The sequence below is a fragment of the Flavobacterium sp. genome, assembly GCF_044341265.1.
GTDB lineage: Bacteria > Bacteroidota > Bacteroidia > Flavobacteriales > Flavobacteriaceae > Flavobacterium.
Genome location: NZ_JBIISA010000004.1, coordinates 38,984 through 65,980, shown reverse-complemented (window position 1 = coordinate 65,980; position 26,997 = coordinate 38,984). Strand labels below are relative to the sequence as shown.

The following is a 26,997-nucleotide window of genomic DNA, read 5'->3' as shown; positions in this document are numbered from 1 at the left end:
TGTTTAGGTATAGTTTGTTTGTTATTTTATAATTGTGGTCCAGCATTTACTAAATTCTGACCTTCTGAATTATCTGTATACTGAACGAAGTTTTTAATGAATCTTCCTGCTAAATCTGTTGCTTTAGATTCCCATTCAGAAACATCTGCATAAGTATCTCTTGGATCTAAAATGGCTGGATTAACATCATGTAAAGAAGTTGGAACCTCAAAATTGAATGTTGGAATTACTTTAGTTTCCGCTTTCTCAATTGACCCATCAAGAATAGCGTCAATAATTGCACGAGTATCTTTTATAGAAATACGTTTTCCAGTTCCATTCCAACCAGTATTAACCATATAAGCAGTAGCATTGTGTTGCTCCATTTTTTTCACTAACTCTTCACCATACTTAGTTGGATGCAATGATAAAAATGCTTTTCCGAAACAAGCTGAAAAGGTTGGTTCTGGTTGTGTAACACCTCTTTCAGTTCCAGCTAACTTAGCCGTGAAACCTGATAAGAAATAATATTTAGTTTGCTCTGGAGTTAACTTAGAAACTGGAGGCATTACTCCAAATGCGTCTGCTGTTAAGAAAATCACTTTAGTGGCATGACCAGCTTTAGAAACTGGTTTTACAATATTGTGAATATGATTAATTGGATATGAAACACGAGTATTTTGTGTTACAGAACCATCTTTAAAATCAATTTTTCCGTTGGCATCAACTGTTACGTTTTCTAATAATGCATCTTTTTTGATGGCGCCAAAAATATCTGGCTCATTTTCTGCACTTAAATCGATGGTTTTTGCATAACATCCACCTTCAAAATTGAAAACCCCATCGTTATCCCAACCATGCTCATCGTCACCAATTAATTCACGTTTTGGATCTGTAGATAAAGTTGTTTTTCCTGTTCCAGACAATCCGAAGAAAACGGCTACATCGCCATCTTTTCCTTTATTTGCTGAACAGTGCATAGAAGCAATTCCTTGTAATGGTAAGTAGTAGTTCATCATTGAGAACAATCCTTTTTTCATCTCACCACCATACCAAGTTCCACCAATTAATTGTACTTTCTCAGTAAGGTTGAAAGCTACATAAACTTCAGAATTTAATCCATGAGCTGCGTAGTCTTTGAAACTAGTTTTTGAACCATTCATTACAATAAAATCAGGCTCACCAAAATTTTCAAGTTCTGCATCAGTTGGACGAATGAACATGTTTTTCACAAAATGTGCTTGCCATGCCACTTCCATAATGAAACGAACTTTCAAACGAGTATTTTCATTAGCTCCACAAAATGCATCTAATACAAATAATCTCTTTCCAGAAAGTTGATTAACAGTTGTTTCTTTAAGAGCATTCCAAGTTGTTTGAGAAATTGGTTTGTTATCGTTTACCGCTTTTTCAGAATTCCACCAAATTGTGTTTTCTGTTATGGCGTCTTTTACAATGTATTTATCTTTAGGCGAACGACCCGTGAATTCACCAGTCATTACGTTTACAGCTCCAAGTTCAGTCAATTGACCTTTTTCATAACCTTGTAAACTTGGACTTAATTCTTCATTATATAAAAATTCAAAAGATGGATTGTATATAATTTCTTGGACATTTTTGATTCCATATTGTTCTAACGAAATCGATTTCGTAGATTGGGCAGTATTCTCCATAAAATTGTATTGTGTTGCAATTAATAAATTGACTGCAAAGGTAAAAATTAATTATTACAACGTTGTAGTTTATTAAAAAATTATGATTTTTTCTTTAAAAAATGTAGTGAAAAAATGGCCCAAGCCATAATTAACAGCAAACCTCCTATTGGTGTGACAAACCCAATAACTTTAAAATTGAAAGCATTTAAACTATCAGTTGCCAACAAATAAATAGAACCCGAAAAGAAAATAATTCCTAAAATAGTAAGCACTAAAATTGTTTTTTTTGTTTTAAAACTCAAATGATTGTTTAATCCTAAAAACAGCAAAAACAAAGCATGATACATTTGATATTTTACTCCAGTTTCAAATGTAACCAATTGATCTACAGTTAAAACTTTCTTTAAAGCATGAGCTCCAAAAGCTCCTAAAATAATTGCTGTCATTCCAAAAAAACCTGCTGCCGAAAATATTTTCTTATCCATAATAATCGTTCTTAATAATTTTTAACAAAAATATCAGTTATATATGGAATGCTCAAGGATTTTTATGTTTTCCTTTAGATTTTAACAATTATAAAATTTTATATTTGTACCATAATTTTAAGAAATGAAAAAAGCAACATTTATTATCGCTACCCTATTGATTTTCTGTTCTTTTACAGCAGATACGAAAGTAGTTATTCCATCAGGTGAAAAATTAGTTTATGCTGGTTCTTATAATATGAGTGGATTGATGACACAATTGGCTCAAGTAACCATGTCAACAGAAACTCAGAATACTTCAAAAAACACTTATTTACATTTGAATTGCGAATTAGCAACGTTTAGCAAATGGGATAAATTTTTCAAAATCAGAGATATCTACGAAGCTTACGTAAACCCTACCACTTTAAAACCAAGTTTATATAAAAGAAGTGTTGACGAAGGTGGTTACACTAAAAAAGAAAAATACGTTTTCAAAGGAAATTCTGTGACAAGCACCTCAAAAAAAAGGAATAATCCCGAAACAACTCGTACTTTCAATATTGGTACTTCGACTCTAGATGTAGTATCGTTACTTTATAAAGTAAGAACTATCGATTTTTCGAAAATGAAATCAGGACAAACTAAATCATTTACCATTGTTTTTGACGAAAAAGAAATTCCTGTTACATTGAAGTATATGGGAACAGAAAGCGTTAATGCTGGGAATCTTGGACAAAAAGAATGCTACAAATTATCTATTGGTGCAAAAACTAACAAGCTAAAAGGAACAGACAAAAACTTAATTTGGCTTACCGCCGATGCAAAAAAAGTTCCTGCGCTTATGAAATTTAGTATTCCTGTTGGAACAGGACAATTAGCATTAACTTCTGCAACTGGAATTTAATTACTGAAATAAATTCAGCATAAAATGAGAAAGACTTTATTAATTTTATCATTTGTATTTGTTATCTTGAGTATTGTTTTTACGATACTCCCATTTGATACTTTAGCCCTTTTACCAATTGGAGCTGCCTTGATTTTGATTTTTATAACTTTCAAAAAATCAGATGTCAATCAACGTAAACTTGTTAAATGGTTGTTTGCAATAACTTATATCTGTGCAATATTTGTATTGGGAAAAACCTATTTAGTAAAAGATGAAATAGAAAAAGACCAACAGTTTGAACAACAAAAAATAGAAAATAAACAAGAAGCAAAAAAGGAACTTGAAGATTTAGAAAAAGACCTTGAAGGTTTAGAATAAAATATCAAATTCTAAAATATAAATTCCAAATTCCAATTATAAATGTTGGGATTTGGAATTTTTTTTATTGGAATTTCTTTAGTTTTGTATCCAATTACAAACAAACCATGAGAAACATACTAATCATAGGAGCAGGTCGTTCGGCTTCTTCTTTAATTCAATATCTTTTAAACAAATCTGTTGAACAGAATCTTCATATAACAATTGGTGATTTATCTTTAGCATTGGCTCAAAGAAAAACCAACAACCATCCTAATGCAACAGCAATTCAATTGGATATCAACAATGAAGCACAACGTCATGCAGAAATTCAAAAAGCTGATATTGTAATTTCGATGTTACCTGCTCACATGCATATTGAGGTTGCTAAAGATTGTATTACTTTCAAAAAACACATGGTTACTGCATCTTATGTTTCAGATGCAATGCAAGGTTTGGATGCTGCTGCCAAAGAAAACGGATTGATTTTCATGAATGAAATTGGGCTTGACCCTGGAATTGACCACATGAGTGCCATGAAAGTTATTGATGAAATTCGTGAAAAAGGCGGAAAAATGATTTTATTCGAATCCTTCTGTGGTGGATTAGTTGCTCCAGAAAGCGACAATAATCTGTGGAATTACAAATTCACTTGGGCACCAAGAAACGTAGTTTTAGCAGGTCAAGGTGGCGCAGCAAAATTCATTCAAGAAGGTAAATATAAATACATTCCTTACAATAAATTGTTTCGTAGAACCGAGTTTTTATTAGTTGAAGGTTACGGAAAATTTGAAGGTTACGCCAACAGAGATTCTCTAAAATATAGAAGCGTTTATGGTCTAGACGATGTGTTAACTTTATATCGTGGAACCATAAGAAGAGTTGGTTTTTCAAAAGCTTGGAACATGTTTGTTCAACTTGGAATGACCGATGATACTTACGTAATGGAAAATTCTGAAACGATGAGTTTCCGTGAGTTTACCAATTCATTTTTACCTTATCATCCAACGGATTCTGTTGAAATTAAAATGCGTTTGGCTTTAAATATTGAGCAAGATGACATTATGTGGGACAAATTATTAGATTTAGATTTATTCAACCCAAACAAAATTGTTGGTTTAAAAAATGCCACTCCTGCACAAATTCTAGAACGCATCTTGAATGACAGTTGGACTTTACAACCCAACGACAAAGACATGATTGTAATGTACCATAAATTTGGTTACGAATTAGACGGAAAACAACAACAAATTGACTCTAAAATGGTTTGCATTGGCGACGATCAAACTTATACTGCCATGGCAAAAACAGTTGGTTTACCTGTAGCAATGGCAACTTTACAAATCTTAAACGGAAATATAAAAACGCCTGGAGTTCAATTACCAATTAGAAAAGAAGTTTACGAACCTATTTTGAAAGAATTAGAAGAATTTGGAGTAATTTTTAAAGAAACTGTAATGCCTTACATTGGTTATAATCCTGATAAATTGGCAACAACTAATTAATATTTGTTTTAATTTAAAACAAAATATATACTTTTGCTTTAAAATTATAACCAATGAAAATCAATCAACTTCAAATTGAAATTGACGGAATCGATAAAGAAATTCTTCGTTTCTTAATGGAAGATGCTCGAAAACCAATTTTGCAAATCGCTAATAAAATTGGAATTTCAGGCGCTGCCATTCACCAAAGATTGAAAAAACTAGAAGATGCTGGTGTGATTTCGGGTTCTAAATTTATTGTAAACAACAAAGTTTTAGGTTATAAAACGATGGCTTTTATTGGTGTTTACTTGGAAAAAGCGGCATCCAATGCTGAAGCTGTAAAAGAATTAAAAAAAATTCCTGAAGTTTTAGAATGTCATTACACGACAGGAAATTGGAGCATTTTAATCAAAATTATTTGTAGAGATAACGAACATTTAATGCAACTTTTGAATAAAAAAATCCAACCTATTGATGGTGTTTCTCGAACAGAAACTTTTATTTCATTGGAACAACAAATAGAAAGACAGATACAACTTTAGATATTAGATTTTAGATATATGAACCTCAACAAATTTTCAAAAGAAAACCTTACGATTGCTTTTTACACTATCTATATTTTGATAGCAGGTATTTGTTATGAACTTTTTCCTGGTGATGCAAAAACGCCTAATTTTGGTGTGCTTTTGTTCTATTTATTTGTTCCTATAAGTTTGATTTACTTTATGGTACATTTAGTTCGTCAATTGTATAGTGGTAAAAGTCATGTAAAATGCCTTATTATACATGGAGTTGTTTGGCTATCAATACTTATAATTTTATCAACCTTTGTAAAATAAAAAAATCCGTCTGTTATGACGGATTTTGTTTTATACTCGATTCAAATTATTCATCATTACTTCTACCCATAAAGATAGAAATGTAATACAATAATGTTCCTATCGAACCTATTGCAGCTACAACATAAGTTCTTGCTGCCCATTTTAGTGAATCTTCTGCTCCAGCATATTCCGCTTGGTTTACCATATTTTTGTTTTTCAACCATGCTAAAGCTCTATTACTTGCATCATATTCAACTGGTAACGTAATTATTGTAAACAAAGTTGTTGCAGAGAAAATCACAATTCCAACAAGTAATAATGATGGAAAAGTATTTACCATTAGTATTCCAGCAAGTAAAATCCATTGAACGATATTGGATGCAAAAGAAACAATTGGCACCAATTTAGAACGCAATTGCAACATACTATAAGCCGTTGCGTGTTGTATGGCGTGTCCACATTCGTGCGCAGCAACTGCAGCAGCAGCAGCATTTCTTTGATTATAAACTGACTCACTCAAGTTAACAGTTTTATCAGCTGGATTGTAATGATCCGTTAATTGTCCTGGTGTTGAAATTACTTTTACATCATAGATTCCGTTATCTGCTAGCATTTTTTCAGCAATTTCAGCACCAGACATTCCGTTTTGTAAATGCAATTTTGAATAAAACTCGAATTTGCTTTTCAATCGGTTGCTTACGAACCAACTCATTAGCATGATAATTCCAGCCAAAACCATATATCCCATTCCCATATTTTTATATTTAAAGTTTATAAAGTAATATCAAATTACAAGCCAAATTTAAAAAATGACAAGTTGACATTTATTATCTACAAATAGTTATAAACGCAATCAACTCACTAGCTTCATAATAAGTAAAAGAAATATTGACTATTTCATATCCTTCATTTACCTTTTTATCAAGAAAATGTTCTACTTCTTTAGCTAATTCTTCTTTCATTCCGCCAAAACCAGCAGTTTTCTTTAGAATGTGAACTTCGTGTTTTTTCATTGTACTTGTTTCTTACTTATACGTAAAAAATGAAAAATGTTACAAAATTCTACAATAAAGTAATCCCAAAAACTAAACGATTATTTCCTTGTTCCTTAACAGTGTTGTTCACATCGGCGTAATCTGATTTCCATTTTCCGTTTGTAAATGCAAATTCATAACCAACATTTAATCTCAGTTTGGTTGATTTATTATTAAAAAGATACAATGATGCTGATGGTCCTACAAAGAACAAATTATTTCTTAAAGACAGATTTCCAACATTATTGGCTGGTGTTAAATCGTTAAGATCAATAATGTTATTTTTAGTAAAAACGACTAATTCTCCTATTGTATTTGAAAGATTTAACCCTGTTGTGAAGGCAACTTTTTCTTTATTTATCAAATTGTAGTGAACTCTTAATCTTGTGGTAAAACCTGTATATCTATTTTCATTATTTCCGGCCTCATTTTTAGAATTTAAAAATCCAAAGTCAATGTCTCCAGAATATTTTTTTCCAAACAAGGTCATCCCAATAAAAAACTCTGGAGTAAAACTATTAACCTCAGGAAGTCCGGCAGCTTTTAGCTTTTTATCAATGCTTAACTCATCTTGAACTTGAGCATTTATTCCATAAGTGAAATAAAATTTTGCTTTATTAGGAGTTGTAGTTTCTTCCTTTTCCTGAGCAAATGACCAACTAACAAAAAATAATGCGATTAAAACTTTTAAATTTCTCATATATAGTTTGATTAATGTTATTTATTCAAAGCTACGAATCAGATTTTTTTTCTAATTCATTTTTAACTTTAAATTATAAATCATCTAACGTTTGTTTTCTCAAAACGAAAACAATAGATATAAAAAAACCGCAAATTCGCGAATTTCAATATAGTAATTTGCGAATTTGCGGTAAATAATAATTAAAAAATTATCCAACCAAGTTAATCACTTTTCCAGGAACGATGATTACTTTATTTGGAGTTCTTCCATCTAATTGTTTTATGGTACGTTCGTCTGCCATTACAATTTCTTGAATTTGAGGAACGGTTAAATCTAAAGGTAATTTAATCGTGAAACGCATTTTACCATTAAACGAAACTGGATATTCTTTTTCAGATTCTACTAAATATTTTTCTTCACAAATTGGAAAAGCTACAGTTGAAACCGAACCTTCATGACCTAATTGACTCCATAATTCTTCAGCAATATGTGGTGCATACGGCGAAACCAAAATCGCTAATGGTTCTAAAATTGCTCTGTGGTTACATTTCATTTGAGCCAATTCGTTTACACAAATCATAAACTGTGAAACCGATGTATTGAACGAGAAATTCTCGATGTCTTCGGTAACTTTTTTGATGGTTTTATGTAAGGATTTGTACATGTCTGCTGTTGGTCCGTCGTTGGTTACATTCAAACCTGTGTTGTCATCAAAATACAAACGCCATAGTTTTTTCAAGAAACCAGAAACTCCTGTAATTCCAGCAGTATTCCAAGGTTTTGCTTGTTCCAATGGACCTAAAAACATTTCATACAAACGTAAAGTATCCGCACCATAATCATTACAAATATCATCTGGGTTGACAACATTGTATTTGGATTTTGACATTTTTTCTACTTCGCGATGAACTGTATAAGTGTTTTCGTTATTTAAAGTAACAGGTGTGATTTCTGGATTATATACTAATCCATTATCTAAAACAAACGTTGTGTTTTTAAATTCTGGTCTCGATTTTTTAAATAATTCAATATCTAATTCATTTGAAGAATTTACAAGGTTAACATCAACATGAATTGCTTGCATTAATACATCTTCAGGCTTAACATCTTTATCCTTATAAACATATTTATTATTCTCATCAATTTCAATAACGAAAGCTTTTTTATTGTTTATAGGTAGAATTTCATCGAATATATTTTTTGGTACTATTTGATTAAATTTAGATAATCTATAAACAAAAGCACTCATTCCCAAAATCATTCCTTGATTAATCAATTTTTTGAATGGTTCTTCTGTTGGTGCGTATCCTCTGTCTTTTAGGAATTTGTTCCAAAAACGAGAATATAATAAATGTCCAGTTGCGTGTTCGCTTCCACCAATATATAAATCTACGTTTTCCCAATATTTTAGTGCATCGGCTGAGGCAAATTCGTTTTCATTATGCGCATCCATATAACGCATCCAATACCACGAACTTCCTGCCCAACCTGGCATAGTGTTCAATTCTAAAGGAAAAATCGTTTTGTTATCGATCAAATCATTACCAACAACTAAACAATTCACACTATCCCAAGCCCAAGTTGTTGCGTTTCCTAATGGCGGTTGTCCGTCTTCGGTTGGCAAATATTTTTCAACTTCTGGCAATACAATTGGTAAATGTTTGGCATCAATCATTTGTGGCAATCCGTTCACATAATACACTGGAAACGGTTCACCCCAATATCTTTGACGAGAGAAAACAGCATCACGCAAACGGTAATTGGTTTTGCCTTTTCCTTGTCCGATTTTTTCTAATTCTTCGATGATTTTTTTCGTTCCATCTTTGTAACCCAATCCATTTAAGAAATCAGAATTTACTAATTCGAAACCGCCTTTTTCACCATAAGCCGCTTCAGAAATATCTTGATTGAAAATGTTTTTAATTTCTGGCATTCCGTGAGTTCCTCTGAAGAAATTCGCGAAAGCATAATCACGTTCGTCACCACATGGAACCGCCATAACTGCGCCTGTTCCGTAACCAGCCAAAACGTAATCGCCAATCCAAACTGGAATTGGTTCTTTAGTAAATGGATGTTCAGCAAACGCACCAGTGAAAACTCCTGAAATGGTTTTTACATCGGCCATTCTTTCTCTTTCTGAACGTTTTGCAGTGGCTTCCACATAAGCCTCAACCGCAGCTTTTTGTTCTGGCGTTGTAATTTGTGAAACCAATTCGTGTTCTGGGGCCAAAGTCATGAATGTTACTCCAAAAATGGTATCAGGACGAGTTGTGAAAACTGAAATTAATTTATCTGAATCTTTCAATTTGAAATCAACAGAAGCGCCAACTGATTTTCCTATCCAGTTCCTTTGTGATTCTTTTATCGATTCACTCCAATCTATGGTTTCTAAACCTTGCAATAATCTTTCGGCGTAAGCTGAAATTCGCATCGACCATTGCGTCATTTTTTTACGAATAACTGGATGACCACCACGTTCAGAAACACCGTTTACGATTTCGTCATTTGCCAAAACAGTTCCTAATGCTGGACACCAGTTTACTTCGGTTTCAGCCAAATAGGTTAATCTGTATTGTAAAAGAATTTTTTGTTGTTCTTCAGATGAAAAAGCATTCCATTCAGTAGCTGAAAACGATGCAATGTTATCATCACAAACTGCATTTACTTTAGCGTTTCCTTCATTTGAAAACAAAGTAATTAAAGTTGCGATATCTTCTGCTTTATCTGTATTTTTATTGTACCAAGAATTAAACAATTGAATGAAAATCCATTGCGTGTGTTTGTAATAATCGGCATTTGAAGTGCGCACTTCTCTACTCCAATCGAATGAAAATCCAATTTTATCTAATTGTTCACGGTAACGCGCAATGTTTTCTTTGGTGGTTGTATCTGGATGTTGCCCAGTTTGGATAGCATATTGTTCTGCTGGTAAACCAAACGAATCATATCCTTGTGGATGCAACACGTTAAAACCTTTGTGACGTTTGAATCGAGCAACAATATCGGATGCAATATAACCTAGCGGATGCCCAACGTGTAATCCTGCTCCTGATGGATAAGGAAACATGTCCAAAACGTAATATTTTGGCTTTTCGCTGTTATTTGATGCAGCAAAAGTTTGGTTTTCTGCCCAGTATTGTTGCCATTTGGCTTCGATTTGTTCGTGAAAGTATTTCATTCGTCCTTTTTACATTAAAATTTTAGCGGCGATAAACATTGCTATTGTAAGAATTTACTTTGTTAATTTTTTTACTTAAAACCTTGAAAGTTAATCGAAAGTTAATGTCTACGCTAATTGGCCACAAATTTACATTTATTGTACTAAACTCAAAACTTTAAACGTTATAAACTATGAATAAACAAATTCTTTATTATTTTTACGGCTTAAATTACAATGTATGTCATCAAATTTCGATAAATTTCAAAAAAGAAGAGTAATCACTTCCTATGTTTCAGTTGTGATGAGTGTGTTTTTAGTATTATTTTTACTAGGAATGCTTGGTCTTTTCATTATCAATTCTAAACGTTTATCAGACAACTTTAAAGAAGATATTGTAATGACTGTTTTCTTTAAAAACGAAGCCAACGACACTATTTTCAAGCAATTTGAAGCTGAAATGAAGGCAGGAAAATTCGCTAAAGACTACAAATATGTTTCAAAAGAAACTGCAGCCAAACAACATAAAGAAGTAATTGGAGAAGATTTTATGCAATTTCTTGGAGTAAATCCATTGCAAAACTCCTATGATATTCACCTAAAAGCAGATTATGTAACCAATCCTGGTTTCTCTAAAGTGGAAAGTCAAATTCGTAAAAATCCTTTGGTTGCTGATGTAGTTTATGACAAACAATTAATCACATTAGTAAATGATAACGTAAAAACCATTAGTATGTGGGTTTTAATTGTAAGTGGTGTTTTTGCTTTTATTTCTGTTTTACTAATTAATAGTTCGATGCGTCTTTCTATTTATGCCAACAGATTCATCATTAAAACTATGCAGATGGTTGGTGCAACAAAATCATTTATTAGAAAACCATTTGTAAAAAGAAGCATTATTTTAGGAATTATTGGAGCTGCTTTGGCTGTATTAGCATTACTTGGAGTTCTTTTATATGTATCAACAAACTATCCTGCATTGGATATTTTTAAAGATATTGAATTAACTATTGTGGTTTTATTGGGAGTTTTAGTTCTTGGAGTTTTAATAACTTGGATAAGTACTCACTTTGCAACACAACGTTTCTTAAATTTAAGAACTGACGACCTATATTAGTATTCAGTGTTCAGAAATCAGTATTCAGAAATCAGTATTCAGATAAAAATAAAAACAACTTTCAGTACTAGTATTGAAATAAATTCAGCATAAATGAAAAATAACGAACAAAAACCAGATTTTCTTTTTGATCAAATCAACTATAAATTTCTTTTAATTGGAATTGCAGTTATTGCCTTAGGATTTATATTAATGTCTGGTGGCGGAAGCACTGATCCAAAAGTTTTTAATGAAGATGTATTTAGTTTCAGAAGAATTAGATTGGCTCCAACAGTGGTGTTAATTGGTTTTGGAATTACAATTTATTCTATTTTCAAAAATCCTAAGTCTAGTAAATAGTGAATAATAATCAGTGAATAGTTTTATAATTCTATTTACTAATTACTTTTTACTTATCACTCATCACTAATTACTGAAAAATGGATTTACTTCAAGCAATTATTATTGCAATAGTAGAAGGATTAACAGAATATTTACCTGTATCTTCAACTGCTCACATGATTTTTACAAGTTCTTTCTTTGGTATTCAAGAAGATGATTTTGTAAAATTATTTCAAGTTTCAATTCAATTTGGAGCCATTCTAGCAGTTGTAGTTTTGTATTGGAAAAAGTTTTTTGACTTTACAAAAATCAATTTCTATATCAAATTGGCTTGTGCTGTAATTCCTGCTTTAGTTTTAGGAAAAATATTTGATGATAAAATTGATGCCGTTCTAGGAAATCCAATTCCAATTGCTATAGTTTTAATCCTTGGCGGAATTGTTCTCCTATTTATTGATGGACGATTTAATAATCCAACTGTTGCTAACGAAGAAGATATTACAATCAAAAAAGCCGTAACTATTGGTTTTTGGCAATGTTTAGCGATGATGCCAGGAACAAGTCGTTCTGCAGCTTCTATAATTGGTGGAATGCAACAAGGATTAACAAGAGAAACGGCTGCTGAATTTTCGTTTTTTCTTGCAGTTCCAACGATGTTGGCGGTTACTACTTACTCGCTTTTCCTTAAAACTTATGAAGTTTCACAATTAAAAGGATATGAATTGTTAACCCAATCAAGTGAGAATTTAAAATTGTTTCTGATAGGAAATATTGTTGCCTTTGTTGTTGCAGTAATTGCCATAAAATTCTTCATCGGAATCATTAAAAAATATGGTTTTAAACCTTGGGGTTACTACAGAATTATTGCTGGAATTATTTTATTGACTTATTTTTCTTTAAACAAATAAAATTTGAAAACAGCCGAAGATTTTCTTGAAGGTCAAATTCTTTTAATTGACAAGCCGTTAACTTGGAGTTCGTTTCAAGCGGTGAATAAATTGAAATACATTTTAAAAAGAAAATACGATTTACCTAAAAAATTCAAAATAGGTCATGCTGGTACTTTAGACCCTTTGGCGACAGGTTTATTAATTATTTGCACTGGAAAATTCACCAAGAAAATTACAGAAATTCAAGCGCAAGCTAAAGAGTATACAGGAACAATTACCGTTGGAGCAACAACACCAAGTTACGATTTAGAAACTGAAGTTGATGCAACTTTTCCAACCGAGCATATTTCGGAAGCCTTAATTCTAGAAACAACCAAACAATTTCTTGGAGAAATAGACCAAAAACCACCTGTTTTTTCTGCTATCAAGAAAGATGGAAAACGATTATACGAACACGCTCGTGCTGGAGAAGAAGTTGAAATTGCCTCAAGAAAAACAACAATTCACGAGTTTGAAATTACCAGAATTGCACTACCAGAAATAGATTTTAGAGTGAAATGCAGTAAAGGAACTTACATTCGCTCCTTAGCTTTTGATTTTGGAATTGCACTTAATTCAGGAGCGCATTTAACAGCTTTGCGTAGAACAAAAATTGGTGATTACGATGTTATGAATGGTGTTTCGCCCGAAGCATTTGAAAAATAATTTATGAGAAAAATATTCTTTTTCCTTTTTACTTTTTTGTCAATAACCACTTTTTCACAAACAAAAAAAGACACTTTAACTGACAAGAAAAGTCATCTAGAATCTTACTTAGAACAAGAGAAATCAAAACCATTAAGTGAAAATGGTCAATTTTTTATTTTTGACATAAGTGTTCCTTTCAGAGGAAATGAAACCTATGGTGAAATTGATGAAAATGGAAATCGAAGTGATTACTGGTTTCTTCCTGATGGAATTGGAGCAAAATTTGGCTACGGAATTCATTTCAGCGAATGGATTGGACTGAGTTTGAACACCGGATTTGATGTCGTTGCTCAACAAAAACTATTCAGCGTTCCTATTTATGCTTCCATAGTTTTAACACCAAGAATTAATGACGACGTTTCTTTATTATTTCAATATGGTTTCGGAAAATCTTTCGCAATTGGACGCGGTAATCTCTCAGGTTACTATAACAAATTTAGAATTGGACTAGGAGGCGACATTATCATTTTTGCCGATGTTAGTGTCAATGGATTTGGAGTTCGAGATATTGAAGATACCGGAAGTATCAGTTTGGGATTGACCATTCCGGTATTTAATTAATATTTAACGTGAGTTCGACGTAAGCATATTAAAATTTTAGACACGAATTTCACGAATTTGCACGAATTTGCACGAATTAAAATTTTAACAATTAAATTTCACGAATTAAAATCTGATAAACCAGATTTATTGGTGTAATTTTCCATCTCTAATTCGTGTAAATTCGTGTAATTCGTGTAAAAAGTGAATGTTTCTTTGGTTTTTATATCGAACTCAGGTTATTTAACAAAGTAACTCCATAATTTCCTTTTGAGTAGAAATTCCTTTGTCTTGCAAATACCATTTTTGCAATTCAATTTTAGCGGTTTCATCAACTACGCCATGTTCTGCTTTGTAATCTAATATAAGTTGTTTTGCGCCACTTGGTCTTGGTCCAAAATCATTGATGACTTCATTCGTTTCCTTATTAATAATAATTAGCTTCGGAATGGATTTGGTTCCGTTCGTTAAAAACAAATTCATCAATTCCTCATTATCATCACGAAGTACAATTTTTAAATCAATTTTGTCTGAAACCTCAGCCATTTTATTAATAACCGGAAGAATTTGAGCTGCATCGCCACACCAACTTTCTGAAATTACTAACCAAATATATTCAGTAGACAACTGTTGCAAAAACAATTTTGCTTCATCAACAACTTGAATAGTTTTGTCTAATCGATGCAATCTTGCTTCGTTCAGTTGCGTGTAATGTATAAGATCTTCACGCTGTTCATGACCTGTAGTTTTATCTTCTTTAGCTAAATCAGTTACAAAATCTCTATATTCTTGGTAAGAGAAACTTTCTTTCAGACTTTCCTTTATAATTGAATTCATTTTAATTAAATTTATACTGCAAAATTAGCTTTATTTTTACAAATGAAATGAAACATTAATTACATTAAAAGATTATGGACTTTCAAACAAAATCAATTGGTTTAGCATTATCTGGCGGAGGTTCAAAAGGACTTGCCCATGCTGGTGCAATAAAGTTTCTAGAAGAACAAAAGATAAAACCATCACAAATTTCAGGAACAAGTGCTGGAGCAATTGTTGGTGCATTATATTCTTGGGGAAAAACACCAGAAGAGATTTTATCTTTTTTTAAATCCATTTATTTTTTTCATTGGAAACATTTTACAATAAAAAAACCTGGAATCATTGATTCAGAATCATTTAAAAATTATTTTGAAGAAATTTTTCAGAATGCTAAAATGAGTGATTTACCCATTCCAATGCATATTACGGCTACTGAAATGGTAAAAGGCAAACTTAAAATTTTCAATAACAACTCACGAATTGTTGATGCTGTACTTGCTTCATCTGCCTTTCCAGGCGTTATTTCTCCTTACATTGTTAATGGAAATTTATATAGTGATGGCGGCATTTTAAATCATTTTCCAACAGATATATTGCAAGGTCGTTGCGATTTTATGATTGGAGTTTATGTTAGCCCGATTCAAAAAATTGAAGCCAAAGACTTGAACTCTATCAAATCTGTTACTACTCGAGCTTTTGATTTACTCTCAGCAAATTCTAATTTTCAAAAGTTCAATAATTGCGATTGGATTATTGAACCTGAAGAATTGGTCAATTTCAGCACTTTTGAAACCAGTAAAACTAAAATGGATAAGATATTTGAAATTGGGTATCAAGCTGCAAAAAATTCATTTGAACAAATGAAGGATAATTTTTAATTTGCTATTTCATAAAATCATATAATAACTATATTTGCACTAGAAATACACAACCTTGTTCAAAATAAATAACTACTAATGAAATACAAAAGAATACTTCTAAAACTGAGTGGTGAGGCATTAATGGGTGAAAGACAATATGGAATCGACCCAAAAATTTTAGCCGAATATGCTAATGAAATTAAGCAAATTCACGACAAAGGTGTAGAAATTGCAATAGTTATTGGAGGTGGAAATATCTTTAGAGGTGTTGCCGGAGCAAGTAACGGAATGGACAGAGTGCAAGGTGATTATATGGGAATGCTAGCAACTGTTATAAATGGAATGGCACTTCAAGGAGCTTTGGAAGATAAAGGAATGTTAACTCGATTACAAACCGCTTTAAAAATTGAAGCCATAGCAGAACCTTATATTAAGAGAAGAGCTGTTCGTCACCTAGAAAAAGGAAGAATTGTTATTTTTGGTGCTGGAACAGGAAACCCTTATTTTACAACAGATACGGCTGCTGTTTTACGTGGTGTTGAAGTTCATGCCGATGTAATTTTGAAAGGAACAAGAGTTGATGGTGTTTACACGGCCGATCCAGAAAAAGATAAATCTGCTGTAAAATTTGATTACATTTCTTTTGAAGATGTGTTAAAAAAAGGATTGAACGTAATGGACACAACAGCTTTTACTTTAAGTCAAGAAAACAAATTGCCAATCGTGGTATTTGATATGAACAAAAAAGGAAACTTACTAAAAATCTGTGAAGGCGAAAATGTTGGAACAGTAGTAAATATATAATTAGAAAACTTTTAGAATAAAATCTGAAATACAATGGAAGAAATTGACTTTATAATTGATGAAGCTAAAGAAGCAATGAATGGTTCTGTAGCACACTTAGAAAAATCTTTTTTAAATATTAGAGCTGGAAAGGCTTCGCCACAGATGTTGGGTAGCGTTTTTGTTGACTATTATGGTTCACAAACACCTCTTTCTCAAATTGCAAATGTGAATGTTCCTGATGCAAGAACTATTACTATTCAACCTTACGAAAAAAGCATGTTACAACCTATTGAAAAAGCAATTATGATTGCCAATTTAGGTTTTAACCCAATGAATAATGGTGATTTAATCATCATCAGTGTTCCGCCACTTACTGAAGAGCGTCGTCGTGATTTAGTAAAGCAAGCAAAACACGAAGCTGAAGAAGCAAAAATTGGTATTCGTAACCATAGAAAAGATGCCAATACAGATATCAAAAAACAAGAAAAAGAAGGCGTTTCAGAGGATGTTTGTAAAGTAGCGGAAGAAACTATCCAAAAACTAACCGATAGTTTTATTAAAAAAGTAGAAGAGCATTTAGTTCAAAAAGAAGCTGAAATAATGAAAGTATAATTTTCGTTAAATGTATATTAAAATCCGTTCGATAGTTCGAGCGGATTTTTTTATTCCTACATTTGTCATAATTCTTTTACACGATTTAAACAAAATCATCTTAATGAGAAAATTTTGGATTTTTCTATTTATTCTTTTTTGCAATTATGCTATTTCGCAAAAAATAATGCAAGGTCAAGTAATTGATTATGATACTACTGTCCCAATTGCTTTTGCAAAAATCACTCACAATAACAAAACTATTTCATCCAATTGGGAAGGTAAATTTACTATCACTATAACCGACGATAAAAAACCAATAGTTGTAACGTACAAAGGATATTATGATAAAAATTATCATTTAACAGTTGGCGCCAAATTTCTAATTATAAAAATGGTAAATAATAATACCATGAAAGAGAAAGAAATTTTTTCGGAGAATCAAGTAAATCTTATCATCAAAAAAGTCATTGAAAACAAGAAAAGCAATCAACCTGAAAAAGCTTTAAATACTTTTGAATATAAAAATTACGAACACTTATTGGTAACTGCAAATCCAGATTCTATTTCCAGTAAAATTGACACACTTTACAAAAAATCACTTTTTGGAAGAAAGAAAATGCAATTTGATTCTACCAATTATAAATTCAAAAAACTAGTAGAAAACCAACATATTTATCAAACTGAGAAGGTAAATTTATTACAACACAACAATTCTGGCACCAAAGAAACCTTGATAGCTTCAAGAATGGCTGGATTCAAAAAACCGCTTTATGAATATTTGGGATTGAACTTAGTTTCTTATTCATTATACGAAAACAGCTTAGACATTCTTGAAATTCCTATTCGAAATCCAATTTCTAGTTATGGTAGAAAATTATTTGTTTTCAAAATTATTGATACTGTAAAAATTCATGATAGAACGGTTTACAGAATTTATTTTCAACCTAAAAAATTAAATTCTAATAAATTAAGAGGATTACTTTTTGTTGATGCTGAAAATTTCGCCATTGCAAAAGCATTTTACAGAATTTACGGAATTGTGAATATTAATGCTACTTACACCTTTAATTATCTAAAAGATCATAAAGTTTGGTTTCCAGAAAAAAGGAAATTTATCGTTGTAAAAGGAAACAATAGTGAAGATTTAAAAATATTTGGTGGTACCATTAAATTCAATTCTAGTATCGAAGGTTTGCAAAAAGATGCTTCCGACCAAATGTATCTCAAACTAGAATCTACACCATACGATGTAAAAATAAATGAAGCCGTTTCCTTCAAAACACCAAGTATCAAGATTGATGTTCCAGAAGCCAGTATGTCTAAGCCAGACTCCTATTGGGTGTCTTTAAAAAAGGACACTTTAGACAGAAGAAAATTGCGTACTTATACCAATCTAGATAGTTTATCTGTAGCTGAAAACATTGAACAAAAAATCTTTTTAGGTAAAAAAATAATCAATGGTTATGTTCCTGTAAGTTTTGTAGATATCGACTTAAAAACGTTGATAAAATTCAACAATTATGAAGGTTTTAGATTAGGAATTGGAGGCGTTACAAACAATAAACTATCAGACAAATACAAAATCAGTGGCTACGTTGCTTACGGATTTAAAGATGATAAATTCAAATATGGTATAACTCCATCCTATTTATTACACAAAGAAACCAATACATGGATAAGCGCTTCTTATGTTGATGATTTAAATGAAATTGGTCAAATTCAGTTTGCTACTCAATCACGCCGATTTAGAATTTATGATCCGAGACCAATAAACATCTCTACTTTTTACAATAACAAGACCTATTCTTCTTTTATTGAAAGTAAGTATGTGCCGAAAACAGATATTTATTTTGGAATTGCACGAACAGAAATTCAACCACTTTTTGATTACACATACAACGTTGATAATAAATCGTATACCAATTTTAACTTCACAACAGCACAATTTGCAATACAATGGAATCCATTTAGCAATTATATGCAAACTTCGACAGGTAGATTAGAAATTGATAAACGTTTTCCAAAATTCTCATTTCAATTTACAAAATCATTTGAAAATATATTAGATAGTGATTTTGACTTTACAAAAATAGATTTGCGTATTAGTCACGAAATTCCTTTCCTTTCTGGACAAAATACATCTTTAATTTTTCAAAGCGGATTTGCTTTTGGAAACGTTCCATTGACACATTTATATAGTATTGCGCCAAATAATTTAAATCGTGAAACATTGTTTAGACGAATCACCTTTGCCGGAAAAAACAGTTTTGAAACCATGTTTTTCAATGAATTTTTCTCAAGTAGTTATGTGAGTTTTCACGTAAAACACACTTTTAATAAAGTGAAATTAGCTTATAAAATAAAACCACTAATTTCTGTTGTAACACGAATGGCTTGGGGTGAAATGGACAAACCAGAACAACACATCGGTCTACAATACAAAACGTTGGAGCGAGGTTTTTTTGAAAGTGGCGTTGAAGTCAACCAAATTTTCAAAGGATTTGGATTAACCTTTTTTATGAGATATGGACCAAATGCTTTGCCAAAATTTGAAGATAATTTCGCTTTGAAATTGAGTTATGTTTTGGATTTAGGGTTTTAAGTAAATCACATTATGAAAATAAAAATTCATTCGTTTGATTGAATATTTATTATACTCAAAATCTTCTATTAATGGTTTATAATTTTTAAATCTGTGAAAATAACCATTTTCATATTTCTCAATTTTTAATAAATTTTCCTTTCCGTTTTTGCTAATATACTTTACTTTCAATGTGTCATCATATATTTCTACATTAGCAAATTCTCTTAAACTATCCTTTTCAATTTTAGCAAAAGCCGTTTGAGAACCTGCATAAACCCTGAAAGCATCAATGCAATTTAATTCTTTGTTATAACGTATGTTTGGAAAATTTTCTGAATTTTTGATAAATTTTAATTTTTCTTTTTCAAAAATAAATAATTTTCTAATTGTATTTGCTCCTCTTCCAGCAATTGAAGATTGAAAAGTAAAATCGTTAAATCCATCATTATTAAAATCTTCAATTTTTGGATCACAACTTAAAACGCCATCTTTTAAAAATTCTAACCTTTGAACTTTAATCCAATTTGTTCCTGCCTTTTTGTAAAGATTGATTTCTACATAAACACTATCGGGACTTCTGTATTTTTTTAAATTGATTTTAAATTTTCTTTTTAAACCAATTTCCGTGCTATCGGTAAAATTTTCTTCAAGCTCAATTTTTTGAACTTTTTCTACTTTTGATAGATTAATTAAAGATATTTTGTTCTCTTTTTTTCTTTCACTTTGACAATTAATCAAAGAAAATGACAAGAAAAGCAAAAATATATTTCTCATTTTTTTACTAATTTATTAATCTAAAAAAAACTCAATACTAAAAATTAATTTTTAATTCTATGGCTTAATAATCAAAACAGAAGGAATATTACTCAACCAAACGCTTTCTGAATCAACTAGATTTTTCCAACTTTCTAATGATATCATCATCATGTCTTGTTGCAAAAGAAAACCAGCTTTCATTTGACTTTCATCAATTATTGAGATTTTATCAGCATAAGAATTTTGAAGTGTATTAATTGCGTTTTCAATTACAAAATTATTTTTCACCTGATTATTAATGTCTAAAATGGTGATTTTTGTATCGTTATTATAAATCAACTTTTGCGAATATTCCATAAGAAAAGTATCATCTGAACCAAATATTGGAACAAAAACTTCGTCTACTTTTACTAAGTCTTTATCAATTAAAATTCCAAGTGGTTTTTTAGTTTTTGAAATCACTAAACGTGTTCTATCATCAAAAGGAGAATTTTCAAACAAACCTTCTTTTCCAGTGAATTTGTCTAACAACCTATCCGGATTGATAATTCTGGTTGTAAAACCAAGTACTTTTCCAAGAAACGAACCTTCAAAAATTGATTTCCCTAAACCAACCAAAACCAAATCATATTCACCTCTTACAGCAATATCTGCAATGTCAGTTTCAATATCAATGGTTGATTTGAATATTGTAGTCAACTTTTGATTTAAAACTTCAGATTCTTCCAAAATGGGTTCAAAAGTTTCTTTTTCATATTCCTCAAGATTATAAGAATGAACTTCATCACTCAAAGACAAGTGCAGAGCAGTAACGTTGCAATTCTCTTTCTGTTTTTTTATAAAACTATTGGCCAAACGCAATAATGATTTTCCTTTTTCATTGTTTCCAAAAGATATCAAAATCTTAAAACTACTATTACTAATTTCTTTAGGAATAATAACTTCTCTTCGCTTGAAAAAATAATTAATAATATCAATTGCTGGACCAGTCATGAAAGTTGTTACCAAAGCCATGATGACCATCATTGTAAAAACTTCAGCAGAAAGAACTCCTAAATCATAACCAATATTAAGAACAACCAATTCCATCAATCCTCGAGTATTCATCAAAGCTCCAATGGTCAAACTATCACGCCAATTTTGTCCAACAAATTTTGCTGCTAAAGCACTTCCAACAAACTTTCCTACAACAGCAACAAGAATAATCCATCCTGTAATTTTCCACAAATAAGGATCGTTTATCAAACCAATTTGGGTTCGTAAACCTGTGAACACAAAGAACAACGGAAGAAGTAAAATCAAAGCTACATCTTCAACTTTTTCTATAAAAATCTTTCTAATATTGATAATATCTGGCATAATAGCTCCAGTCATGAAAGCACCAAAAAGTGCATGAATTCCAATAACTTCAGTTAAATACGATGAAATAATTAAAGTCAAAAGAAAAATAGCTACAACAGGTTTGCTCAAATTATCTCTTTTCGCATATAAATCTCCAATTTTTTTGAGGAATGGTTTTACCACAAAAAGCATCATCAAAACATAAACTGTTGCTAAAAGAATGATATAAAGTGAACTCATAAAAGTTCCTGCTTTTACAATTGCAATAACGGCTGCAAGTAAACACCAAGCGGTAATATCATCGGCTGCAGCACAAGTAATTACAATAGTTCCGAGTTTTGTTTTATGAATCCCTCTTTCTTGAACAATTCTTGCTAAAACTGGGAATGCCGTTATACTCATAGCAATTCCCATAAACAAACTAAACGACAAAAATTCTACTCCTTGTGGTGCGAATTTGTGATAGATAAAATAGGATAATCCAATTCCGAGTGCGAAAGGAAAAACAATACTTGCATGACTAATTACAACGGCTTCATTGGCTTTGTTTTTCAAAACATTCAAATCGAGTTCCATTCCTATGACGAACATGAAAAGAATTAATCCAATTTGGCTTAAAAACTGTAAATTTCCTAAAGATTCAACAGGAAAAAGCATGGCAGAATATTCTGGCATATACATTCCAACAACAGATGGACCTAGAAAAATTCCGGCAATAATTTCACCAATAACACTTGGTTGTCCAATTTTTCTGAAAATCCATCCAAAGAAACGAGCCACAATTATTATGGTGATAATTTGCAATAACAATATTGCTAAAGGATGTTTTAAGTTGTGTATTAGTGAATTTAGAAATTGACCAAAAAGGGAATCATTAGATGTTTTAGCTATTACATTTCTTCCTATTTCTAAAGATTTTCCTTTAGTAACAATCCAAAACATAAGTGCTATAAACCCTCCTGTTACACCAATATAAAATATTCCATTCTTAAATTTCCTCATTTTCCTCAAGCAACTTTTTTTACACTACAAATATGAGAAAACTTAATTGTAAAATTGTAAAATGATATAAAATTAATATAAAATTTACTTACAGAAGTTTAAGTCAAATTTCTACACAAAAGTATGATTTAGTTCTTTAATTTCAAGCACTTTTCACTACCTTTGCACTCGTTTTAAATTTTCAAATGAAAAAGTTATCAGGTATTGGTTTTTGGGAATTAATTGCCCGAATTATCCTTAGAAATAGAATTTTACTCTTGTGCTTAGTTGTATTAATTACAATTCTAATGGCTTTTCAATGGAAAGATTTGAAATTTACTCACACAGAAGCCAACTTAATTCCTGCTGATGACAAGGTAAATCTAGACTATAATAGCTTTCTAAAAAACTTTGGTGAAGAAGGAAATCTTATAGTCATTGCTACAAAAGATAAAAAATTATTTACTCCAGAAATTTATAAAAAATGGAGTGAATTAATGCATCAAATCAAATCCGATAAAGAAATTGAATTGGTAATCACCGTCGATAATCTTCAAAAACTTACCAAAAACGACTCATCACAAACATTTGAACTAAAACCTTTAGTTGATCAATCAAAAACGCTTGACGAAAATTATTTAAAACAAATCAAATCGGAATTGTTCAACAAAATGCCTTTTTATGAAGGTTTGTTATTCAACAAAAAGTCAGGTGCCATTCGTTCTGCGGTTTATTTAGATAAGAAAATTGTAAATACTATTGCTAGAAAAGAATATGTTTTACACAATCTGATTCCAAAATTAAATAAATTTAAAGAGGAGACAGGAATTGAATTGCATACCTCAGGAATGCCTTATATTAGAACATTAAACGCCAAAACCATAGTAGACGAAATTGGAATATTTATTGGAGCAGCTTTACTAATTACCTCCTTAATTTTCTTCTTTTTCTTCCGTTCGTTTAGAGCTACTTTAATTTCTTTGGTTATAGTAATTATCGGTGTAATGTGGTCTTTTGGAATCATTGCACTTATGGGTTATGAAATCACGGTTTTAACTGCTTTAGTTCCAACTTTAGTAATTGTAATTGGAATTCCGAATTGTATTTTCTTCATTAATAAATACCATCAAGAATATCAAAAACACGCTAATAAAGCCAAAGCACTTCAACGTGTAATTACAAAAACCGGAACGGCAACGTTGATGACTAACTTAACAACTGCGTTTGGTTTTGCAACTTTTATTGCAACAAATAATACTTTATTGTCAGAATTTGGAGTAGTAACATCAATAAATATCATTGCTATTTATCTGCTTTGTTTGATAATAATTCCAATTTTCTTTAGTTACATTCCTTCACCAATTCCTAGACATCTTGGACATTTAGAACGAGAATATTTGACTTCTTTCATGAATTGGATTGTTCGAACTGTAAAATTCAATCGTGTTGGAGTTTATGTAACCGCTGTAATTCTTTTAGTCTTTGGAATCATCGGAATTTATGAAATTCGAATTTCGGGAAGTATTATTGAGGACATGCCTAAAAAATCGGCTTTCTTTGACGACATTCGTTTCTTTGAAAAAGAATTTGATGGTGTAATGCCTTTGGAAATAATGATTGACACCAAAAAGAAAAATGGTGCTATGAAGTTAACCAATTTGCGAAGAATGGAAGATTTGGAAGAAACCATAACGGATATTCCAGAGCTTTCTAAACCGTTGTCAATTGTAAATGTTGCCAAAAGTTTCAACCAAGCTTATTACAACGGAAATCCAGATTTTTACACTTTGCCTTCTCCAAATGAAGAGTTTGCGTTGTTGCCTTATATCAAAAATTCTCTAAAAAATTCGAAAGACAATCAGTTGAAAAGTTATATTTCTGATGATGGAAGTGTAGCAAGAATCACGACCTTCATTAAAGATGAAAATGGTGAAAAGATGAAATCTATCGAGTCACAACTTAGAAATAAAATCAATAAAATATTTCCATCACCAAAATATGAAGTGATTATCACTGGAAAATCATTAGTTTTCCAAAAAGGAACTAAATATTTACTAGACAATTTATTATCATCATTATTGTTTGCATTTTTAATCACAGCAGGATTGGTAGCAATAATGTTCCGTTCGTTTAAAATGGTTTTGGTTTCTATTATTCCAAATTTATTACCACTTTTAATGACCGCAGGTTTGATGGGATTTTTAGGAATTCCTTTAAAACCATCAACAATATTAGTATTCGGAATTGCTTTCGGAATGTCAGTTGACGACACATTGCGATTCTTAGCTCAATATCGATTGGAACTTTCAAGAAACGATTGGAAGATAAAAAAATCGGTTTTCGCAACCTTTGATGATGCCGGAATAAGTATGTTTTATACATCAATCGTATTATTCTTTGGGTTTTCTGTATTCATGCTATCAAGTTTTGGTGGAACCATTGCTCTTGGTGGATTGGTTGCCTTGACACTTTTCTTCGGAATGTTGTCCAATTTAGTTTTACTGCCATCATTAGTATTAACTTTGAACAAAACATTGGCAAACGAACAAGAATTAAAAACTCCAATTATAGACATCTTAGAACACACTGACGAAGAATTGGACGAATTAGAAAAGAAAAATAATTAATTTATATTTGCAAAAGATATCTAATATCTAATATTTAAAATCTAATATTTATAATGAAACATACAAAAGTTAAAGACTTATTAAATAGTTCGAAAGCGAATTATGAAGTAAATGCAAAAGGTTGGGTTAGAACTTTTAGAAACAATCAATTTATAGCGTTGAACGATGGTTCGACAATTAATAATATTCAATGTGTTGTCGATTTTGAAAATACACCTGAAGAAACTTTAAAAAGAGTTACAACTGGTGCTGCAGTTTCAGTAATTGGCGAATTAGTAGAAAGCAAAGGTGCAGGTCAGAAATATGAAATTCAAGTTTCTAAATTAGAAATTTTAGGAGATTCAGATGCTGAGAAATTCCCAATGCAACCTAAGAAACACTCTTTAGAATTTCTTCGTGAAAACGCTCACTTAAGAGTTAGAACTAATGCTTTTGGAGCAATCATGAGAGTTCGTTCGGTTTTGGCTCATGCAGTTCATACTTATTTTCAAGAAAAAGGATTTGTGTATGTAAACACGCCAATTATTACAGGTTCTGATGCTGAAGGTGCAGGAGAAATGTTTAAAGTTACCGCTTTACCATTTGACAACACGCCAAGAACCGAAGATGGAAAAGTAAATTATAAAGAAGATTTCTTCGGAAAAGAGACTAATCTTACCGTTTCAGGTCAGTTAGAAGGTGAAACGTTTGCTATGGCATTAGGTCAGATTTATACTTTCGGACCTACTTTTAGAGCTGAAAATTCAAACACTTCACGTCACTTAGCAGAATTTTGGATGATCGAACCAGAAGTTGCTTTCAATGATTTGAACGACAATATGGATTTGGCAGAAGATTTTATCCAATACGTAATTAAATATACGATGGAGAAATGCCAAGACGATTTGAAGTTTTTAGAAGGTCGTTTGTTGGAAGAAGAAAAATCAAAACCACAAGCTGATAGAAGCGAAATGGCTTTGTTAGAAAAACTAAATTTCGTTTTAGAAAACAATTTCAAACGTGTTTCTTACACCGAGGCTATTGATATTTTAAGAGATTGTACTCCAAATAAAAAGAAAAAATTCAACTACATCATCAACGAATGGGGTGCAGATTTACAAAGTGAACACGAAAGATATTTAGTTGAAAAACACTTTAAATGTCCTGTAATTTTGTTTGATTATCCAGCCAATATTAAAGCATTTTACATGCGTTTGAACGAAGACGGAAAAACCGTTCGTGCCATGGATATTTTGTTCCCAGGAATTGGAGAAATCGTTGGTGGTTCTCAAAGAGAAGAACGCTACGATGTTTTAGTTGAAAAAATGAAAGCATTAGGAATTGACGAAGAAGAACTTTGGTGGTATTTAGATACTAGAAGATTCGGTTCGGCAGTTCACTCAGGTTTCGGATTAGGATTTGAAAGATTGGTATTATTTGTAACAGGAATGTCTAATATTAGAGACGTAATTCCTTTTCCAAGAACGCCACAAAACGCAGAGTTTTAATTGTTGTCTGTTATCAGTTGTC

25 protein-coding genes are annotated in these 26,997 nt (G+C 31.3%); 16 read left to right on the top strand and 9 right to left on the bottom strand.

Features of this window, described 5'->3' with window-relative positions; genetic code table 11:
- Positions 1–26: 26 nt before the first annotated feature.
- Both pckA and ACIQ06_RS02850 read right to left on the bottom strand, forming a co-directional pair.
- Positions 27–1,652: a phosphoenolpyruvate carboxykinase (ATP) gene (gene pckA, locus ACIQ06_RS02855; protein WP_396143789.1), complete on the bottom strand. Its 1,626-nt coding sequence runs from the start codon at positions 1,650–1,652 to the stop codon at positions 27–29.
- Positions 1,653–1,732: 80 nt separating this feature from the next.
- Positions 1,733–2,119: a DUF423 domain-containing protein gene (locus ACIQ06_RS02850; protein WP_396143788.1), complete on the bottom strand. Its 387-nt coding sequence runs from the start codon at positions 2,117–2,119 to the stop codon at positions 1,733–1,735.
- Positions 2,120–2,243: 124 nt separating this feature from the next.
- Here ACIQ06_RS02850 and ACIQ06_RS02845 point away from each other — a divergent pair, with 124 nt between their 5' ends.
- The 5 genes from ACIQ06_RS02845 (at position 2,244) to ACIQ06_RS02825 (ending at position 5,670) form a co-directional block, all read left to right on the top strand.
- A complete protein-coding gene (locus ACIQ06_RS02845; protein ID WP_396143787.1) occupies positions 2,244–3,005 on the top strand; it encodes a DUF3108 domain-containing protein in 762 nt (253 codons plus the stop codon).
- 24 nt (positions 3,006–3,029) lie between these two features.
- Positions 3,030–3,365 (top strand): hypothetical protein, encoded by a 336-nt coding sequence (locus ACIQ06_RS02840; protein ID WP_396143786.1) that lies wholly within the window; start codon positions 3,030–3,032, stop codon positions 3,363–3,365.
- Positions 3,366–3,472: 107 nt separating this feature from the next.
- Complete coding sequence (locus ACIQ06_RS02835; RefSeq protein ID WP_396143785.1) at positions 3,473–4,849, top strand: saccharopine dehydrogenase family protein; 1,377 nt, start codon at positions 3,473–3,475, stop codon at positions 4,847–4,849.
- A 53-nt stretch (positions 4,850–4,902) separates the two neighbouring features.
- Positions 4,903–5,373, top strand: coding sequence for an Lrp/AsnC family transcriptional regulator (locus ACIQ06_RS02830; RefSeq protein WP_298118511.1), 471 nt, complete (start codon positions 4,903–4,905; stop codon positions 5,371–5,373).
- Between the two features lie 18 nt (positions 5,374–5,391).
- Positions 5,392–5,670 (top strand): hypothetical protein, encoded by a 279-nt coding sequence (locus tag ACIQ06_RS02825; RefSeq protein ID WP_396143784.1) that lies wholly within the window; start codon positions 5,392–5,394, stop codon positions 5,668–5,670.
- A gap of 46 nt (positions 5,671–5,716) precedes the next feature.
- Here ACIQ06_RS02825 and ACIQ06_RS02820 read toward each other — a convergent pair whose 3' ends face one another.
- The 4 genes from ACIQ06_RS02820 to ACIQ06_RS02805 all read right to left on the bottom strand — a co-directional run bounded on the left by ACIQ06_RS02820 (position 5,717) and on the right by ACIQ06_RS02805 (position 10,546).
- On the bottom strand, positions 5,717–6,406 hold the full coding sequence (locus tag ACIQ06_RS02820; protein WP_396143783.1) for a zinc metallopeptidase: 690 nt from the start codon (positions 6,404–6,406) through the stop codon (positions 5,717–5,719).
- Between the two features lie 73 nt (positions 6,407–6,479).
- On the bottom strand, positions 6,480–6,665 hold the full coding sequence (locus tag ACIQ06_RS02815; RefSeq protein ID WP_298304902.1) for a hypothetical protein: 186 nt from the start codon (positions 6,663–6,665) through the stop codon (positions 6,480–6,482).
- Between the two features lie 49 nt (positions 6,666–6,714).
- On the bottom strand, positions 6,715–7,386 hold the full coding sequence (locus tag ACIQ06_RS02810) for a hypothetical protein (RefSeq protein ID WP_396143782.1): 672 nt from the start codon (positions 7,384–7,386) through the stop codon (positions 6,715–6,717).
- A 190-nt stretch (positions 7,387–7,576) separates the two neighbouring features.
- Positions 7,577–10,546: a class I tRNA ligase family protein gene (locus ACIQ06_RS02805; protein ID WP_396143781.1), complete on the bottom strand. Its 2,970-nt coding sequence runs from the start codon at positions 10,544–10,546 to the stop codon at positions 7,577–7,579.
- Positions 10,547–10,766: 220 nt separating this feature from the next.
- Here ACIQ06_RS02805 and ACIQ06_RS02800 point away from each other — a divergent pair, with 220 nt between their 5' ends.
- The 5 genes from ACIQ06_RS02800 (at position 10,767) to ACIQ06_RS02780 (ending at position 14,161) form a co-directional block, all read left to right on the top strand.
- Positions 10,767–11,642: a cell division protein FtsX gene (locus ACIQ06_RS02800; RefSeq protein ID WP_396143780.1), complete on the top strand. Its 876-nt coding sequence runs from the start codon at positions 10,767–10,769 to the stop codon at positions 11,640–11,642.
- A gap of 93 nt (positions 11,643–11,735) precedes the next feature.
- The gene (locus ACIQ06_RS02795) at positions 11,736–11,981 is read left to right on the top strand and encodes a DUF3098 domain-containing protein (protein WP_298304913.1); all 246 of its coding nucleotides are present in this window, start codon (positions 11,736–11,738) and stop codon (positions 11,979–11,981) included.
- An 80-nt stretch (positions 11,982–12,061) separates the two neighbouring features.
- Positions 12,062–12,871 carry an undecaprenyl-diphosphate phosphatase gene (locus ACIQ06_RS02790; RefSeq protein WP_396143779.1) on the top strand — a complete coding sequence of 270 codons (810 nt, stop codon included), beginning with the start codon at positions 12,062–12,064 and terminating at the stop codon, positions 12,869–12,871.
- Between the two features lie 3 nt (positions 12,872–12,874).
- Positions 12,875–13,558 (top strand): tRNA pseudouridine(55) synthase TruB, encoded by a 684-nt coding sequence (gene truB, locus ACIQ06_RS02785; protein WP_396143778.1) that lies wholly within the window; start codon positions 12,875–12,877, stop codon positions 13,556–13,558.
- 3 nt (positions 13,559–13,561) lie between these two features.
- Positions 13,562–14,161: a hypothetical protein gene (locus ACIQ06_RS02780; RefSeq protein WP_396143777.1), complete on the top strand. Its 600-nt coding sequence runs from the start codon at positions 13,562–13,564 to the stop codon at positions 14,159–14,161.
- A 222-nt stretch (positions 14,162–14,383) separates the two neighbouring features.
- Here ACIQ06_RS02780 and ACIQ06_RS02775 read toward each other — a convergent pair whose 3' ends face one another.
- The gene (locus ACIQ06_RS02775; RefSeq protein ID WP_396143776.1) at positions 14,384–14,977 is read right to left on the bottom strand and encodes a thioredoxin family protein; all 594 of its coding nucleotides are present in this window, start codon (positions 14,975–14,977) and stop codon (positions 14,384–14,386) included.
- 74 nt (positions 14,978–15,051) lie between these two features.
- Between ACIQ06_RS02775 and ACIQ06_RS02770 the strand changes: the two genes are divergently transcribed.
- From ACIQ06_RS02770 to ACIQ06_RS02755, 4 genes are all read left to right on the top strand, one after another.
- Positions 15,052–15,837 carry a patatin-like phospholipase family protein gene (locus ACIQ06_RS02770; protein WP_396143775.1) on the top strand — a complete coding sequence of 262 codons (786 nt, stop codon included), beginning with the start codon at positions 15,052–15,054 and terminating at the stop codon, positions 15,835–15,837.
- Positions 15,838–15,915: 78 nt separating this feature from the next.
- Complete coding sequence (gene pyrH / locus ACIQ06_RS02765) at positions 15,916–16,623, top strand: UMP kinase (RefSeq protein ID WP_298304931.1); 708 nt, start codon at positions 15,916–15,918, stop codon at positions 16,621–16,623.
- Between the two features lie 33 nt (positions 16,624–16,656).
- A complete protein-coding gene (frr, locus tag ACIQ06_RS02760) occupies positions 16,657–17,217 on the top strand; it encodes a ribosome recycling factor (RefSeq protein WP_396143774.1) in 561 nt (186 codons plus the stop codon).
- A 103-nt stretch (positions 17,218–17,320) separates the two neighbouring features.
- Positions 17,321–19,801 carry a DUF5686 family protein gene (locus tag ACIQ06_RS02755; protein WP_396143773.1) on the top strand — a complete coding sequence of 827 codons (2,481 nt, stop codon included), beginning with the start codon at positions 17,321–17,323 and terminating at the stop codon, positions 19,799–19,801.
- Here the strand turns inward: ACIQ06_RS02755 and ACIQ06_RS02750 are convergent.
- Together ACIQ06_RS02750 and ACIQ06_RS02745 are read right to left on the bottom strand one after the other, a co-directional pair.
- Entirely contained in the window at positions 19,790–20,557 is a 768-nt protein-coding gene (locus ACIQ06_RS02750) for a hypothetical protein (RefSeq protein WP_396143772.1), read from the bottom strand. The two genes, ACIQ06_RS02755 and ACIQ06_RS02750, sit on opposite strands and share 12 nt — an antisense overlap.
- 57 nt (positions 20,558–20,614) lie before the next feature.
- Positions 20,615–22,882 (bottom strand): cation:proton antiporter, encoded by a 2,268-nt coding sequence (locus ACIQ06_RS02745; RefSeq protein WP_396143771.1) that lies wholly within the window; start codon positions 22,880–22,882, stop codon positions 20,615–20,617.
- A gap of 185 nt (positions 22,883–23,067) precedes the next feature.
- Between ACIQ06_RS02745 and ACIQ06_RS02740 the strand changes: the two genes are divergently transcribed.
- Complete coding sequence (locus ACIQ06_RS02740; protein ID WP_396143770.1) at positions 23,068–25,488, top strand: RND family transporter; 2,421 nt, start codon at positions 23,068–23,070, stop codon at positions 25,486–25,488.
- 53 nt (positions 25,489–25,541) lie between these two features.
- Positions 25,542–26,975, top strand: coding sequence for an asparagine--tRNA ligase (gene asnS / locus ACIQ06_RS02735; protein WP_396143769.1), 1,434 nt, complete (start codon positions 25,542–25,544; stop codon positions 26,973–26,975).
- Positions 26,976–26,997: the final 22 nt, after the last annotated feature.